We start from the raw sequence: 15,023 nt of genomic DNA on the forward strand, positions 1-15,023 counted from the left end.
TTCCCCGGTATGTTCAACACACAGCAGGTCGGGCGGTGGAGCGAGTCCGTCGAGTTCGCGGTGACGGCGGAGCGCACGGTCGGCTATGCCGAGGCGACCAACGACCCCGTCACCGCACACCTCGACGGCACCCTGGCACCCCCGGTGTTCGCCGTCGTACCGGGCTTCTCCGTCATGGCGCGGCGGACACTGGCGGCGGCCCCGGAAGCGGCGGCCGGCACGATCCTGCACGGTCGGCACGATCTGCACATCCGCCGGCCGATCGTGCCCGGCGACGTGCTGAGCACCCGCGCGCAGGTCATCGGCGTCCACGTGCGCAGCTCCGGTGTCCTGGTCACGACCCTGGTGGAGACGCGGGACGCGGCGGCGGAGCCGGTCAACGAGCAGTACTTCACCGGCTTCTTCCGCGGAGCGGAGCACACCGGCGGCGACACCGGGCGCACGGGCCCCGACCACGGCCTGCGGAGCGAGGTACGCGACCGTGAGCCCGCCGCCACGGTGGTGCAGAAGTTCGACGCCGACCAGACCTTCCGCTATGCGGAGGCGTCCGGGGACACCATGCCCGTCCACCTCGACGAGGACGCCGCCCGCCGGGCGGGTCTGCCGGGGATCATCGTCCACGGCCTGTGCACGATGGCCTTCACATCTCACGCGCTGATCGGGCACGTCGCCCCGGACGCCCCGGGCCGACTGCGGCGCCTGGCCGTGAAGTTCAGCGCTCCCGCGCGTCCCGGCCGGGCGATCACCACGACCGTGTGGACGGCCGGGACGGACCGGTGCGTCTTCGAGACGGTCGACGACGGCGGCGCCCGCGTGATCACCGACGGCCGCGCCGAGTTCACCGCTTGACCACCCTCGCAGCAGAGGAGATTCCATGCCACGCAAGGTGTTCGTCATCGGGGTCGGGATGACGCGGTTCGAGAAGCCGGGCCGCCGCGAAGGCTGGGACTACCCGGCCATGGTCGCCGAGTCCGGGTCGGCGGCGCTGGCGGACGCCGGGATCGCGTTCACCGACGTGCGCGAGGCGTACGCCGGGTACGTGTACGGCGACTCCACCAGCGGCCAGCGGGCCGTGTACGAGCTGGGCATGACCGGCGCGCCGATCGTCAACGTGAACAACAACTGCGCCACCGGATCCTCGGCGCTGTGGCTCGCGGCCCGGGCCGTCGCCGGCGGGTTCGCCGACTGCGTGCTCGCGGTCGGGTTCGAGAAGATGTCCCCCGGTTCGCTCTCGGAGGTCTGGACCGACCGGGAGGGACCGCTGGAGCGGCACATCGGCGCTCTCGCCGAGCTCCGCGGACCGGGCGCGCCGACGGCGCCGTGGATGTTCGCCGCGGCCGGCCGGGAACACATGGAGCGTTACGGCACGACCGCGGAGCAGTTCGCGCGGATCGCGCACAAGAACCACGAGCATTCGGTGAACAACCCCTACGCCCAATTCCGCCGCGCGTTCTCCTTCGACGAGATTCTGGAGGCGCCGACGATCGCCGAGCCGCTCACCAAGCCGCAGTGCTCGCCGACGTCCGACGGCTCGGCGGCGGCGGTGCTCGCGGACGAGGAGTTCGTCGACCGGCATGGACTGGCCGGCCAGGCGATCGAGATCGTGGGGCAATCCGTGGTGACCGACCTGGACGGCACCTTCGACGGCACCGCCGCCGCGCTCGTCGGGGCGCACATGAGCCGGACCGCGGCCAGGCAGGTATACGAGCAGGCGGGCATCGGCCCGGAGGATGTGGACGTCATCGAGCTGCACGACTGCTTCTCCACCAACGAGCTGCTCACCTACGAGGCCCTCGGCCTGTGCGGGCCCGGTGAGGGCGGCGGGCTCATCGATGCGGGGGAGACCACCTACGGCGGCAGCTGGGTCGTCAACCCGTCCGGGGGCCTGATCTCCAAGGGGCACCCTCTGGGTGCCACCGGGCTGGCGCAGTGCGCGGAGCTGACCTGGCAGTTGCGCGGCGCGGCCGGTGCCCGCCAGGTGCCGGCGGCCGCGTCCCGTTCGGGCGTCGCGCTCGCGCACAACATCGGCCTCGGCGGCGCCGCCGTGGTCACGGCCTTCAGGCCGGCAGAGCGGTGAGCGGAGGAATCATGGGTGGAAGAACCGCCGGCACCGGACCAGGTCCGGACTCCAACGAGGAAACGGCCCCCGCACTCCGGCACGGCGACGACTCCGAACACCGGTCCCCGCCCGAGCACCGCCGGTATCTCTGGCTGGGCCTCGGGCTGTTCTTCCAGTTGTTCGCCGTCGGTGGCCGGTGGGATCTCACGCTGTTCGCATGGGTCTTCCAGATTTTCCTGCTCAGGTTCCTGCGGACCAGCCGGCCGCAGGTGGGTCTCCCGCTGGTGTGGCTGGTGGGCGTCGCCGGCGGACTGTTCTGGGCAGTACAGCTCGCTGTGCCGCTGACCTTCCTGACGTTCGTCGGCGTGCTGAGCCTCGCGTCCGGCGGCCTCGTGCCCTTCGCGGTGGACCGCTTCGTCTCAACGCGACTGAGATCGCTCGGACGGCTGCTCGCGTTCCCGGCCGCGCTGACCGCCACCTCGTTCCTGGTCGGAACCTTCAACCCGTTCGGTACCGCCTACGGGCTGCCGGCGGTCACCCAGCACACCAACCTGGCGCTGCTCCAAGTACTCGCCGTCGCCGGGCCGTACGCGATCGGGTTCCTCATCGGCGGCGTCGCGACCGCGGTGAACCACCTCTGGGAGCGCGGCCTCACCCGGCACGCCGCCAGGCCCGCCCTCGCCGCGGCGGCCGTCCTCGCCGTGGTCGTCATCGGCGGACAGGCGAGGCTCGCGTTCGCCCCCGCCCCGACCTCCCCCACCGTGCGCATCGCGGGCATCAACCCGGACATGGCCGTCAACGCGGAGGCCGCACGGCTGGCCGGAACGGACCTCGACGACTTCGAGGCCGTCTCCCGGACCGCCGACCCCGCGGCGATGCGCGCGGGCACCGATGTGATCGCCGACCAGTTGTTCGCCGACACGCGCCTGGCGGCCCGGACCGGCGCGAAGATCGTCTTCTGGTCGGAGAACGCGGCGCGCCTGCTGTCCTCGGACGTGCCGGCCTTCCAGGCCGAGGCCGTCGAACTGGCCCGGCAAGAAGGCATCTACCTCAACATGGCCATGAACATCTACCTGCCCGACCCTCCCTACGTCCGGGATCAGACGGTCCTGGTCGGCCCCGACGGCAACGTGCTGTGGACGTACGAGAAGCACCACCCCATCCCGGGGCTGGAGCCCAACACGCCCGGCGAGGGGCCGGTGCCCGTGGTGGAGACGCCGTACGGCCGCCTCAGCAACGTCATCTGCTACGACGCGGACTTCCCGGCCATGATGAAGGTGGACGCCGACATCATGCTCGTCCCCGGTGGCGACTGGCCGGAGATCGGACGCATCCATACCCGGATGGCGAGCCTGCGGGCGATCGAGAACGGCTACACCCTCGTGCGGCAGGACTTCAACGGCTCGTCGCAGGCATTCGACTACCAGGGCCACGTCCTCTCCCAGCAGGACACCACGCCCGACGACACTCCCTTTTGGATCGTGGACGTTCCCACGAACGGCACGACGACCGTCTACCGCGTCGTCGGCGACGTCTTCGCCTGGCTGTGCGCGGCGGCGACCCTCATCACCCTCGGATGCGCTGTCCGCATCTCACGGACGCAGCGCCTCAACACACGAAAGCGCACTCATGAAACGACTTGATGGACCCTCTCTACGGCAGCACGGGGAGTCCCCCGCCGAGGCTGGGTGGGAGAGTGTCCGTCCCGGACGGTCGGCGCGGCGGGTGCGGGTTACATCGCCGTCAGGTGGGGCGGACGATGGGGGCGGCGCCGAGCATCGAGCCGAGCACGGTCTCCGAGCCGTGCCTGTGCTGGTTCATCAGGTCGGCGAGGCGGGCGTTGTCGCCGTCGCGGAGCGCTTCGACCATCTGGTCGTGCTCGTGCAGGATCGCGCGGCGGCTCTCCGGTGAGACGAGGTAGACGGCGTGGTAGGGGGCCGCCCAGTTCCACAGGCGTTCGATTTCGTCGATGACCAGGTCGAGGCCGCCGAGGCGGAAGATCTCGAAGTGGAACTCGTGGTTGCGCAGCCGCATCTCGACCAGGTCGACGCGCTCGGCGGCGGCGGCGACTTCGGCGTTGAGGTCGCTCACGCGTTGCAGCTGCTCGGGGGTCGGCTCGGGGAGCCTGCCGATGACCTCGGTCTCCAGCAGGTTGCGCATGAGGTAGATCTGGTCGAACTCGGCCTGGCTCAGCCTCGTGACCGTGTACCCGATGTTGGGGGTGTGGCTGACCAGGCCGTCGGCGGTGAGCTGGCGGAGGCCCTCGCGGATGGGGAGCCGGCTGACGCCTAGGCGCTCGGCCATGTTCTCCTGGCGGATCTGCTGGCCGGGGAGCAGCTCGCCGACGGTGATCATGCGGCGGAGCTCCTCGACCACGCGTTCCACGGCCCGGGACCGTCCGCCGGTCGCGAGTTTCTCGGCCGGCATCCTCTGCTCCCATCCGCCTGTCCGCGATCCTCGGAATACGATAGTGGATTCAGTCTCGGTCACGGGTCACCGAGCCATCGAGGCTCTGCAGCCAGGCGAGCCCGGACGCCGCCTGGACGGTGTCGTCGTAGGCGGGTGGGCCCGCGTACGGGCCGGCTCCGGTCACGGCCCGCCGTCCCGGACGCCGGGCTTGGACGGCTTGCGCGCCCAGCCGTCGTGTCCCTTGCGGCCGAGCGACCACATCTGGACGCCGCGCTCGATCTCGACCGCCGCGCTCCACGGGACCGCCGGGGGGCCGAGTTCGAGCGTGGCGCTGTTCTTGACGCGGCGGGCGAGGGCGGGGTCGGCCGCGGCCTTCTCGACCAGCCGGTTCGCCGTGCCGAGCAGGTCGCCGGGTTCGACGGCCGCCCACGCGAGTCCGCGGCGCACGGCCTCGGTGCCCGAGAGGGGGACGCCGAGGACGCCGAGGGCGACGGCCTGCCGGTGGCCGGCCGCGCGGCCGAGCAGCGCCAGGTGCCCGCCGCCGGGGTGGATGCCGCGGGCGAGGAATCCGCTGTCGAGGACCGCGTCGGGCGTGACGAGCATGAGGTCGGTGGCGAGCGCGAGGTTGAGGCCCGCGCCGACCGCGCCGCCGGCCACCAGGGAGACCGTCGGCACCGGCAGCCGTCCGACGCCGACGAACGCGTCGTAGACGGCCGACGTCCGCGCCACCGCCTCCGGCGAGGCGGGGTCGGACGAGGAGGTCGCGAGGTCCCGGGTGTCGGCGCCGCTGCAGAAGTAGCCGCCCTCGGCGTCCACGATGACGGCGCCGATCGCGTCGTCGGCGTGGACGCGGGCGCAGAACGCCTGCATCGCGGACGCCATCTCCTGGGTGATGGCGTTCTTGCGTCCCGGGTTGTTCAGGGTCAGCCGGGCGGTTCCCCGGTCGAAGGACGTCTCGATCATGCTGTGGCACCGGCCTCGTTCTCGGAGTCGAGTGGGAAGTGGCAGGCGACGCTTCGGCCGCCGGGCAGGTCTCGGAGCGGCGGGGTCTCGGCGGCGCAGCGGTCGCGGGCGAGCGGGCAGCGGGTCCGGAACCGGCATCCGGACGGCGGGTCGAGCGGGGACGGCGTCTCCCCGGTGGGGTCGGGCACCGGTGGGCGGCGGGAGCCCGGCGCCGACGACAGCAGCAGGTTCGTGTAGGGGTGGGCCGGGGCGTCGTAGATCGCCTCGACCGGTGCGATCTCGCAGATCCGCCCCAGGTACATCACCATCACGCGGTCGCTGACGCTCTTCACGACGCCGAGGTCGTGGGAGACGAACAGGACCGTCAGCCCGAGGGCCTCCTTGGCGTCCTGGATCAGGTTGAGCACCCGTGCCTGCACCGACACGTCGAGCGCGGACACGGGCTCGTCGCAGAACAGGACGTCCGGCCGCAGGGCGAGGGCGCGGGCGATCGCGATGCGCTGGCACTGGCCGCCGGAGAACGAGCCGGGCCGCCGGTCGCCGACGGTGCCGATGTCCATGCCGACGGCGTCGAGCCCTTCCGCGACCTGCTGCCCGACCGAGGTGACCACGCGGTCGGGCCACATGCGCAGGCCCTCGGCGACGATGTCGCGGACGCGGCGCCGGGGGTTCAGCGAGGCGATCGGATCCTGCATGATCATTTGCAGGGACGGCCGCAGCGGGCGCATCCGCTTCTCGTCGAGGTCGGTCAGCACGGTGTCGCCGTGGCGCACCGAGCCGCCCCTGTGGGGGGTGAGCCGCAGCATCGCGCGCAGGAGCGTCGACTTGCCGGAACCGGACTCCCCCACGATGCCGAGCGTCTCGCCCCCGCCCACCTCGAAGGTCGCGCCCGACACCGCGTGGACGGTCCCGTCGCTCGTCGGGTATTCGACGACGAGGCCGTCGACGCGCAGGAGCGGGTCGCGGACCGGTGCGTCGATCGTTCTCATACGAGCTCCTCGGCCGGCTCGGCGGGGAAGTGGCAGGCGTGGGCGGCGCCGGTCCGCGGGTCGCGGGCCGGCCGCGGCGGCTCGGTCGCGCAGACGTCCCGGGCGTGGCCGCAGCGGGGGGCGAACCGGCATCCGGCGGGCATGGCGAGCGGGTCCGGCGGGCCGCCGGGGATGCTCTCCAGGCGGGTGCGGGCGGGCGCGTCCACGTCGGGGTGGGCGCGCAGGAGCGCCGCGGTGTAGCGGTGCCGGACGGCCGCGTCGCGGATCCGCTCGACGCCGGTGTGCTCGACGACCTCGCCCGCGTACATGACGGTGACCTCGTCGACCTCGTCGGCGAGCAGGGCGATGTCGTGGCTGATGAGCACCATCGCCATGCCGTGCTCGTCCTTGAGCCTGCGGAGCAGGGCGAGGATCTGCCGCTGGACGGTGACGTCGAGGCCGGTCGTGGGTTCGTCGGCGATCAGGAGGCGGGGTTCGCATGCGATCGCGACGGCGATCATCGCGCGCTGGCGCATGCCGCCGGACAGTTCGTGCGGGTACTGGCGGAGCCGGGAGTGCGGGGCGGGGATGCCGACGTGGGCGAGCAGTTCGGCGGCGCGGGCGCGGGCGTCCCGGCGGTTCATGCGCCGGTGGACGCGCAGCGGGTCGCAGATCTGGGCGCCGACCGTCCGGACGGGGTTGAGCGCGGTCATCGGGTCCTGGAAGACCATCGCGATCTCCGTGCCCCAGAAGTGGCGGTCCGGTGGGCGCCGCGGGTCCAGTTCCCGCCCGTCGAAGGCGAGTTCGTCGGCGGTGACGTCGGCGCCGGCGGGCAGCAGGTTCATCAGCGACCTGGCGAGCATGCTCTTGCCCGAGCCGGACTCCCCCACCACGCCCACGGTGGATCCCCTCGGGACCCGCAGGTCCGCCCCGTCGACGACGGTGACGGGGCCGCGCGGGGTGCGCAGCGTCGTCCGCAGGCCGCGGACGACGAGAAGGTCGGTGGTGTCGCCGGTCATCGGCTAGTCCCCCTCCTTGCCGGCGCGCAGGAAGTCGCCGATGCGGTTGATGGAGTAGACGGTGAGGAAGAGCGGGACGGCCGGCGCGAGCAGGAACGGGTGCGTCTGGAACTCCGCCTCGGCCTCGGCGATCATGTTCCCCCAGGTCGGCGCGGGCCGCTGGACGCTGAGCCCGAGGAACGACAGGGACGCCTCGGCGACGATGAGGATCGCGACGACCAGCAGCGCGTACGACAGCACGGACGGCAGGATGTTCGGCAGGATCTCGCGGAACAGGATCCGGCGGCGGGTCGCGCCCATCGCCCGCGCCGTCAGGACGAACGGCTGCCCGGCGACCTTGAGCCCGGCGGCCCGGGACAGGCGGACGAACGACGGGATCACGAGGATGCCGAGGGCGAGGCAGATGTTGCGGGTGCGCGGTTCGAGGACCGCGGCCAGCGCCATGAGGAGCACCAGCGGCGGGAAGCTGAGCAGCACGTCGGTGCCCCAGCCGACGGCGCCGTCGACGCGGCCCCGCAGGTAGCTCGCGGTGAGCCCGAGGAGGGTGCCGATCGTCCCGCCGATGAGGACGCCGCCGAGGCCGACGACGAGGGAGACGCGGGCGCCGTAGATGATCTGTCCGAGGACGTCCAGCCCGTACTGGTCGGTGCCGAGCGGGTGGGCGGCCGAGGGGGCGGCGTAGGTCGGCTCGGTCAGCGCCTTGGACGGGTCCAGCGACTCGGGCAGCGGCAGGAGGTCGGCCGTCGCGGCGGCGAGGACGATCGCGGCGAGCCAGGTTCCGGCGAGCCACACCCCGGGGTCGAAGCCCGGGCCGAAGCGCGCGCGCAGGAGGCGCGACGCACCGGCGTAGGCGAACACCAGCCCGAGGACGCCCAGCAGGAGCCGCACCGCCGGCAGCACCATCGGTGTGGACAGCGCGGTCCCGACGAGGATCGCGCCCAGCAGCACGAGGGCCCAGCGCCCGACGGCGTCCGGCACGCGCGCGCCGCCGGTCTTGGCCAGGGGGAGGCTCATACGGGGTTCACCTGCCTCACGCGGGGGTCGAGGTACGTGTAGGCGATGTCGATCAGGGAGTTCACCGTCACATAGACGGCCGCGATGACGAAGATGGCGGCCTGGACGACGGGGTAGTCGCCGTTGCGGACGCTGGTGACCAGGAGCGAGCCCACGCCGGGCAGCCGGAAGACGTGCTCGACGATGATGGTGCCGCCGATGAGCTGGCCGATGGTCAGGCCGACCACGGTGATCAGCGAGAACATCGACGGGCGCAGGGACTCCCGGACGAGCACGTGGGCGGTGGACATGCCCTTGGCGCGGCTGGCGAGGACGTGCGGCTTGGCCAGCTCGCCGATGAGGTCTCCGCGCAGCAGCCGGGTGAAGACGGCGATGTCGACGAAGGTCAGCGCGAGGACCGGCAGCGCCACGCTGGTGAGGTTGGCGCCGAGCCCGTCGCTCACGGGCACGAAGCCCTGCCGCGGGAACTCCGGCAGCAGCGTGTGCACCGCGATCCCGACCAGGGCGGCCGCGCCGCCGCCGATGAGCGCGGGCAGCGGGGACGCCTCCCGCCGCCGCGCGCGGAACGCCGCGACCAGCCCGAGCACGAGCGCCGCGCACGCGAGCGCGAGCCCCGCCGTGCGCACCGCGTCGGCGTGGAAGACGAAGAGCATGACCAGCAGCAGGGCCGCGACGAAGCCCGGCATCGCGACGAAGCCGTAGAGGACGGACGACACGGCGCGGTCGAACGTCCGGCCGGCCCGGTGCGCCGACCACACCGCGAGGGGGATCGCGACGGCCAGGCTCAGCACGACCGTCAGGCCGATGAGCTGGAGCGTCACCGGCAGCCGCGCGGCGAGCTCGCCGCTCACCGGCCGGGACGGCTGGGCGAGCGTGTCGCCGAAGTCCCCCGTCACGACGCCGCGCAGCCAGTCGAGGTACTGCTCCCAGACCGGACGGTCGAGTCCCAGCGACGCGCGGAGCCGTGCGGCCTGCTCGGGGGTGGCCTCCGGCCCGAGGGCGGTGGCCACCGGGTCTCCCGGCGTCAGCTTGAGGAGGAAGAAGCTGATGAACGTGACGCCCGCGATGATGCTCAGCAGCCGGACGACGCGGGAGAGGACGTAGCGCGCGGTCTTCGCGCGCCGGGTGCGGCCCCGCCCGGCCGGGACGGCGGACTTCCCGGCCGGGCGCGTCTCGGCGACGGTCACTTGGCCAGCCATGCGCGGGAGAGGTCGATGGTGAGGAGCCGTCCGGGCTTCGCGCCCTTCAGCTCGGGCGTCCAGGCCACCATGTAGTACTGCTGGCCGTAGAGGATGCGTGGGATGTCCTCGTTCCAGACGGCCTGCACTTCCTTGAGGAGCGCCGGGCGCTGGTCGGGGGCGGCGGCGTTCAGCCGCTCGGCCAGGTCGTCGATCTTGGGGTTGCTGTAGCCGACGCGGTTGCCGGCCCCCTCGGTGGCGTACTGGTCCAGGTCGCACGAGACGCACTCGGGCAGCGGGTGGTTGCCGCCGCCGGACACCAGGACGTCGAATCCGCCGCCGCCCATCATGGACGCCTTGACGAACTCGGAGAGTTCGACGGTCTCCAGTTCGGCCTCGATGCCGATGGCCTTCCACAGGGCGATCGCCTGGTTGCCGATGGCGATGTTGTTGGGCTGGTTGAGGGCCATCACCGCGAGCCGGCCGTCCCAGCCGTCCGCCTTGACCTGGTCCACGAGCCGCTTTGCCTCCGCGCGGTCGTGGGGGACGCCCTGCAGGCCGTCGTTGAGCGGGCTGTCGCCGGAGACCAGGGTGGTCACCGGTTCGGCGACGCCGCCGGTGACCCGGTCGGTCATCAGCTCGGGATCGATGGCGAGCTGGAGCGCCCGCCGGATCGTCCTGTTCGCGCCGTCGGTCGTCTTCGCGTCCTCGCCGACGCCGAAGTTGGGGGTGAGCCCCAGGCGGAGGGGGTACTTCGCGTGGTTCGCGCCCTCGTCGATGATCTTCTGGGAGACGTCCAGGTCCGCGGTGCCCAGGAAGACCTGCGCCTCGCCCTTGTCGAAGGCGTCCTTGCGGGCCTTGCTGTCGACCTGGGCTATCACCCGGACCGAGTCGAGGCAGACGGGCCCGTTCCACCAGTCGGACTTCTTGGTGACCACCAGTTCGTTGCCGGGCGTCCAGTGGTCGAAGACGAACGCGCCCGCCCCGGCGGCGGCCGGAGGCTCGGCGGCCAGGGCCTTCTCGTCGACCTCCGGGTTGGTGATCATGCCGACCCCGGTGCCGAGCAGCCAGGGGAACTCGGTCCAGGGGCCGTCGAGGGTGAACTCGACGGTGCGGTCGTCGACCGCCTTCATCGCGGAGATCGAGCGGGCGCGCTGCGCCCACGTCGACAGCGAGTCGTCGGCGCGGTGCCGGTCGATCGAGGCGATGACCGCGTCGGCGTCCAGCGGCGTCCCGTCGCCGAAGGCCGCGCCCCGCCGGAGTCCGAGGGTCCAGACGGTGTGGTCGTCGTTCGCGCTCAGCGACTCGGCCAGCAGCGGCCGGTGCTCGGCGGCGCCCGGGTTCCAGCGCATCAGGCTGGAGTAGATCTGCTGGGCGGGGTTGAAGAGGAACGACCCGCCGGCCGGGTCGAGGGTGGCGTACTCGTTCTGCTCGGCGATGGTGACGGAACCGCCCGCCTTGTCCGGGGTGCACTCGCCCTCGTCGCCGCCCCGGACGAGGTCGCCCGCGATCTTGCCGGACTCGGGCTTCCCGGCCCCGGACTCGCTCACGCAGCCGGCGGTCAGCAGGGCGAGTGTCAGCAGCCCCGCCCCCAGCAGCCGGGGGGACATCGGTTCGGCGCTCATGTTCGGTCCTTCCTCGGCACGTCCCCGGACGGGCCGGTGAAAGGCCGTCGACGGTGGACACCGCTGTGATGCGGGTCTCATCGTGACAGGATCCAATCTTGGTTACAAGAGTTGGTCCGAAATATCTGCCCTATTCAGAATCCGCCTCTGAGCAGGACGAACGCATGCCGAGACCGGCGGGCATGGCGCGGCGCCGCCGGGCGTCCGTGCCCGGCGGCGCTCGCGGGACCGCGTCCGCGGCCGTCCGTCAGCGGCCGTCGATGGCGCCCTCCGCACCCAGCCGGACGATGTCGGACGGGTCGTAGCCGAGCCCGCTGAGGATCGCTTCGGTGTCCGTACCGCGGGCCACGGGAGCGGTGGGTTTCCGCGTCGGGGAGCGCCCGAACGAGATGGGCACGCCCACGCCGCGGTAGTCGTCCGTGTCGACGAACAGTCCGCGGTGCAGCACCTGGGCCGTCCGCAGCGCCTCGCCGACGTCGTTGACCGGTCCGGCGGGGACGCCCGCCGCGATGAGCTCCCGGGCCAGTTCGCCGCCGTCGCGGGCCCCGATCAGGTCCTCCAGCAGCGGCACCAGCTCGTCCAGGCGGGTGATGCGCGCCGCGTTGTCGGCGAACCGGGGGTCGTCGGCGACCTCCGGGCGTCCGAGCACGGTCATCAGCGCCCTGAACTGCCGGTCGTTGGCGGCGCTGATGAAGAAGTCGCCCGAGCGGGTGCGGAACACCTGGTACGGCGCGACGATCGGGTGCGCTCCGCCGGTCCGCCGGGGCGCCCGCCCGTCCGCGGCCCAGCTCGCACCGTGCGGATGCAGGACGGAGACGACGGCGTCGAGCAGCGCGATGTCGACGAGCTGGCCGCGGCCGTCGTCGCGGCGGGCGTGCAGCGCGAGCAGGATCCCGCTGAAGGCCAGATTGGCGGCCACGTGGTCGACGATGGGCACGCCGACCCGCAGCGGCTCGCGGTCCGGGTACCCGTTGACGCTCATCAGCCCCCCGTACGCCTGCAGGACGGCGTCGTAGCCCGGCAGCCCGCCCATGGGCCCGTCGGCGCCGAACCCGCTGATCCGGCAGTAAACGAGCCCGGGGTGCCGCGCGGCGAGCGTCTCCTCGTACCCGAGACCCCAGCGCGCCATCGTGCCGGCCTTGAAGTTCTCCACGACGACGTCGGCCTCGGCGATGAGGCGGGCGAGGACCGCCCGCCCGGCCCCGGTCGACAGGTCCAGCCCGATGTTGCGCTTGTTGCGGTTGAGCCCGTGGAAGTAGGCGCTCGTCCCGTCCGGGTGGAAGGGCGGCCCCCATCCGCGGGTCTCGTCGCCGGCCGGTCCCTCGACCTTGATGACGCTCGCGCCGTGGTCGGACAGCATCTGGGCGCAGTACGGCCCGGCGAGCACCCGGCTGAGGTCGAGGACGCGCAGCCCGTGCAGGATGCCGGCCGGTCGCTCCGGGACGGCCCAAGCCGCGAACTCCCCGGGCGTCTCGGGCGTCTCGGCCACCGGCTCAGACGTCGACACGGGCCCTCGTTTCCGCGGGCGGCCGGCCCGCGCCGGACACCAGCCCCCACACGTCGCCGCCGTTGCCGTCCACGAGGTCGGCGATCCGGCGGTGCCAGTACAGCTCGTTGCCGTACTCGTCCCGCCAGGACCACAGGCGGCGGGTGAACGCGCCCAGCCGGTGCTCCATCGTGAAGCCGATCGCGCCGTGCAGCTGGTGCGCGGCGGCGGCCACCGACCGGGCGAGCGCGGACGTCTCCGCCTTGGCCGTCGCCACCGCGAGCTCGCGGTCCGGATTCCGGCGCGACAGCGAGAAGACCGCCGCGTCCGCCGCGACCTCCATGGTCACGACGTCGGCGGCCATGGCCGCGAGGCGATGCTGCACGACCTGGAACCGCGCCAGGGGGCGGCCGAACTGCTCCCGCTCCCCCGCATGCCGCAGGGTCGCGTCGAGCGCCGCGCGGGCCGCGCCCGCCATCTGCACCGAACGGGCCGCCGCGCCGAGCAGTTCGGCTTCGCGGTCCCACTCCCCCGCCGGGAGCGAATGCACCCCTGCGGGCTCGACCGCCTCCAGCACGGCGCCGGGGTCGTGCCCGCCCGCCGGGTCCGGGCGGTCGGCCGGGCGCAGCCCGGCGGCCGAGGCCGGCACGATCGCGACCGCCGGCCCGTCCGGCGTCCGGACGAGGGTGACGACGTGCTCGACGGACCGCAGCCAGGGCACGCGCGGCAGGGCGCCGTCGACCCGCCGACCGCCTCCGGGCCCGGGCTCCGCCCGCAGGTCGCCGAGGGCCGCGGTGAACGGGCCGTCCGGGAGCGGCGCCCCGGCGGCCGCCAGCAGCGGCGCCGCGATGAACGCGGCCTCCGCGACCGGAACGGCGGCGCCCGCCGCGGCGGCCTCCCGGACGAGCACGGCCGCGTCGCGGAGCGTGCCGCCGCCCCCGCCCAGCTCCTCGGGGACGGCGAGGGAGACGAACCCGAGGCTCTGGAGCCCGTCCCACAGGGCGGTGTCGACGCCCGGCGGGGCGGCGGCGTCGACGGCCCGCCGGGCGGACAGGACTCCGCGGACGGCCTCGGCGAGGTCCGTCAGGTGATCGCTCATCGCCCGGCCATTCCCTTCGCCACGATGGTCCGCAGGATCTCGTTGGTGCCGCCGCGGAGCGTGAAGGCCGGCACGTGCAGGGCGGCCTTGGCGAGCATCGCCGCGAACCCGTCGGGCGGCGCGCCGGCGTCCTGGGCGGCGTGCCGCCGGACGACGTCCACGACTTCGCCCTCGAAGGCGGTGCCCAGATCTTTGACCAGGGCGGCTTCGAGGGCGGGGTCCTCCCCCGCCGCCAGGCGCCCGGCCACCCCGAGGGAGAGCCGCCGCAGCGCGGTCAGCCGGGACACCAGCCGTCCGAGGTCGGCCCGCGCGACGGGGTCGTCCCGCCACGCGCCGGAGCGCGCCCACGCCCGCAGCAGCGGCATCGTGCTGAGGACGCGTTCCGGGCCGGACCGCTCGTTGCCCAGCTCGGCGGTGACCTGCCGCCAGCCGTCGCCGCGGCGGCCGAGGAGCGCGGCCGGCGGCACGAGGGCGTCGTCGAACACCACCTCGTTGAAGTGGTGCGCCCCGTCGATGGTGATGATCGGCGAGACGGTGACGCCGGGGCACGGCAGGTCCACGATGAACTGCGACAGGCCGGCGTGCCGGTCGCCGCCGCCGTCGTCGGTGCGGGCGAGCACGACGATCGCGGTGGCGATGTGCGCGCCGCTCGTCCAGACCTTGGTGCCGGTGAGCCGCCAGCCGCCGTCGGCCTCGACGGCGCGGGTGCGGACGGAGGCGAGGTCGGAACCGGAGTCCGGCTCGGACATGCCGATCGCCATAAACTGCTCGGCGCGCGCGATCCCGGGCAGGTAGCGCCGCTTCTGCTCCTCGGTGCCGTTGCGCAGGATGCCGGGCGCCATCTGGCGGTCGGCGATCCAGTGGGCGGCCACGGGGGCGCCCGCCACCAGCAGCTCCTCGGTGACCACGTACCGTTCCAGTGCGGAACGGCCGTGCCCTCCGTACCGGGCGGGGACGGTCATCCCCACCCAGCCGCGACCGGCCAGCCGCCTGCTGAAGGCCGGATCGACGCCGGACATCCAGGCGTCGGCCTCCGGCTCGAAACCGCCCTCGGCGATCTCCCGGTCCAGGAACTCCGCGACCTCGCGTCTCAGCGCGTGCAGCGCCCCGGGCGGCTCGTCGACCGCCGTGATCCTCAGTGTCACGTGACCGCTCTTCCTCACGTTCGACGATGGAATTGGATCCTATCTTGAAAAACAGGAT

At 73.1% G+C, this 15,023-nt stretch carries 14 protein-coding genes; 3 read left to right on the forward strand and 11 right to left on the reverse strand.

What is annotated here, in order from left to right:
- Positions 1–9 precede the first annotated feature (9 nt).
- The 3 genes from DMH08_RS00905 to DMH08_RS00915 are packed head-to-tail and all read left to right on the forward strand — an operon-like array spanning position 10 to position 3,702.
- Complete coding sequence (locus tag DMH08_RS00905) at positions 10–849, forward strand: MaoC/PaaZ C-terminal domain-containing protein (protein WP_125610926.1); 840 nt, start codon at positions 10–12, stop codon at positions 847–849.
- Between the two features lie 25 nt (positions 850–874).
- The gene (locus DMH08_RS00910) at positions 875–2,077 is read left to right on the forward strand and encodes a lipid-transfer protein (protein WP_125610928.1); all 1,203 of its coding nucleotides are present in this window, start codon (positions 875–877) and stop codon (positions 2,075–2,077) included.
- A gap of 11 nt (positions 2,078–2,088) precedes the next feature.
- Positions 2,089–3,702 (forward strand): carbon-nitrogen hydrolase family protein, encoded by a 1,614-nt coding sequence (locus DMH08_RS00915; RefSeq protein WP_125610930.1) that lies wholly within the window; start codon positions 2,089–2,091, stop codon positions 3,700–3,702.
- A 100-nt stretch (positions 3,703–3,802) separates the two neighbouring features.
- Here DMH08_RS00915 and DMH08_RS00920 read toward each other — a convergent pair whose 3' ends face one another.
- The 11 genes from DMH08_RS00920 to DMH08_RS00965 form a co-directional block, all read right to left on the reverse strand.
- A complete protein-coding gene (locus tag DMH08_RS00920) occupies positions 3,803–4,486 on the reverse strand; it encodes a GntR family transcriptional regulator (RefSeq protein WP_125610932.1) in 684 nt (227 codons plus the stop codon).
- A 49-nt stretch (positions 4,487–4,535) separates the two neighbouring features.
- Positions 4,536–4,652: a CoA transferase gene (locus DMH08_RS41335; protein ID WP_233617326.1), complete on the reverse strand. Its 117-nt coding sequence runs from the start codon at positions 4,650–4,652 to the stop codon at positions 4,536–4,538.
- A complete protein-coding gene (locus DMH08_RS00925) occupies positions 4,649–5,431 on the reverse strand; it encodes an enoyl-CoA hydratase-related protein (RefSeq protein ID WP_125610934.1) in 783 nt (260 codons plus the stop codon). The genes DMH08_RS41335 and DMH08_RS00925 overlap by 4 nt, the downstream gene beginning before the upstream one ends.
- Positions 5,428–6,420, reverse strand: coding sequence for an ABC transporter ATP-binding protein (locus tag DMH08_RS00930; protein WP_199747542.1), 993 nt, complete (start codon positions 6,418–6,420; stop codon positions 5,428–5,430). Before DMH08_RS00930 ends, DMH08_RS00925 begins: the two co-directional genes overlap by 4 nt.
- Positions 6,417–7,418 (reverse strand): ABC transporter ATP-binding protein, encoded by a 1,002-nt coding sequence (locus DMH08_RS00935; RefSeq protein ID WP_199747543.1) that lies wholly within the window; start codon positions 7,416–7,418, stop codon positions 6,417–6,419. Before DMH08_RS00935 ends, DMH08_RS00930 begins: the two co-directional genes overlap by 4 nt.
- Before the next feature lie 3 nt (positions 7,419–7,421).
- Positions 7,422–8,432, reverse strand: coding sequence for an ABC transporter permease (locus DMH08_RS00940; protein ID WP_199747544.1), 1,011 nt, complete (start codon positions 8,430–8,432; stop codon positions 7,422–7,424).
- On the reverse strand, positions 8,429–9,631 hold the full coding sequence (locus tag DMH08_RS00945) for an ABC transporter permease (protein ID WP_125610938.1): 1,203 nt from the start codon (positions 9,629–9,631) through the stop codon (positions 8,429–8,431). Before DMH08_RS00945 ends, DMH08_RS00940 begins: the two co-directional genes overlap by 4 nt.
- Positions 9,616–11,235 (reverse strand): ABC transporter substrate-binding protein, encoded by a 1,620-nt coding sequence (locus tag DMH08_RS00950; RefSeq protein ID WP_158642229.1) that lies wholly within the window; start codon positions 11,233–11,235, stop codon positions 9,616–9,618. The genes DMH08_RS00945 and DMH08_RS00950 overlap by 16 nt, the downstream gene beginning before the upstream one ends.
- 247 nt (positions 11,236–11,482) lie before the next feature.
- Positions 11,483–12,742, reverse strand: a complete 1,260-nt coding sequence (locus tag DMH08_RS00955) for a CaiB/BaiF CoA transferase family protein (protein WP_125610942.1) — start codon at positions 12,740–12,742, stop codon at positions 11,483–11,485.
- On the reverse strand, positions 12,729–13,820 hold the full coding sequence (locus DMH08_RS00960) for an acyl-CoA dehydrogenase family protein (protein WP_125610944.1): 1,092 nt from the start codon (positions 13,818–13,820) through the stop codon (positions 12,729–12,731). The genes DMH08_RS00955 and DMH08_RS00960 overlap by 14 nt, the downstream gene beginning before the upstream one ends.
- Complete coding sequence (locus DMH08_RS00965) at positions 13,817–14,965, reverse strand: acyl-CoA dehydrogenase family protein (RefSeq protein WP_125610946.1); 1,149 nt, start codon at positions 14,963–14,965, stop codon at positions 13,817–13,819. The genes DMH08_RS00960 and DMH08_RS00965 overlap by 4 nt, the downstream gene beginning before the upstream one ends.
- Between the last annotated feature and the right edge of the window lie 58 nt (positions 14,966–15,023).

Source organism: Actinomadura sp. WAC 06369, assembly GCF_003947565.1.
Lineage (GTDB): Bacteria > Actinomycetota > Actinomycetes > Streptosporangiales > Streptosporangiaceae > Spirillospora > Spirillospora rifamycini.

What these genes read in the sequence shown, in the direction of transcription:
- DMH08_RS00905 (WP_125610926.1), top strand. Translation starts at nt 10, where the DNA reads ATGTTCAACACACAGCAGGTCGGGCGGTGGAGCGAGTCCGTCGAGTTC.
- DMH08_RS00910 (WP_125610928.1), top strand. Translation starts at nt 875, where the DNA reads ATGCCACGCAAGGTGTTCGTCATCGGGGTCGGGATGACGCGGTTCGAG.
- DMH08_RS00915 (WP_125610930.1), top strand. Translation starts at nt 2,089, where the DNA reads ATGGGTGGAAGAACCGCCGGCACCGGACCAGGTCCGGACTCCAACGAG.
- DMH08_RS00920 (WP_125610932.1), bottom strand. Translation starts at nt 4,486, where the DNA reads ATGCCGGCCGAGAAACTCGCGACCGGCGGACGGTCCCGGGCCGTGGAA.
- DMH08_RS00925 (WP_125610934.1), bottom strand. Translation starts at nt 5,431, where the DNA reads ATGATCGAGACGTCCTTCGACCGGGGAACCGCCCGGCTGACCCTGAAC.
- DMH08_RS00930 (WP_199747542.1), bottom strand. Translation starts at nt 6,420, where the DNA reads ATGAGAACGATCGACGCACCGGTCCGCGACCCGCTCCTGCGCGTCGAC.
- DMH08_RS00935 (WP_199747543.1), bottom strand. Translation starts at nt 7,418, where the DNA reads ATGACCGGCGACACCACCGACCTTCTCGTCGTCCGCGGCCTGCGGACG.
- DMH08_RS00940 (WP_199747544.1), bottom strand. Translation starts at nt 8,432, where the DNA reads ATGAGCCTCCCCCTGGCCAAGACCGGCGGCGCGCGCGTGCCGGACGCC.
- DMH08_RS00945 (WP_125610938.1), bottom strand. Translation starts at nt 9,631, where the DNA reads ATGGCTGGCCAAGTGACCGTCGCCGAGACGCGCCCGGCCGGGAAGTCC.
- DMH08_RS00950 (WP_158642229.1), bottom strand. Translation starts at nt 11,235, where the DNA reads ATGAGCGCCGAACCGATGTCCCCCCGGCTGCTGGGGGCGGGGCTGCTG.
- DMH08_RS00960 (WP_125610944.1), bottom strand. Translation starts at nt 13,820, where the DNA reads ATGAGCGATCACCTGACGGACCTCGCCGAGGCCGTCCGCGGAGTCCTG.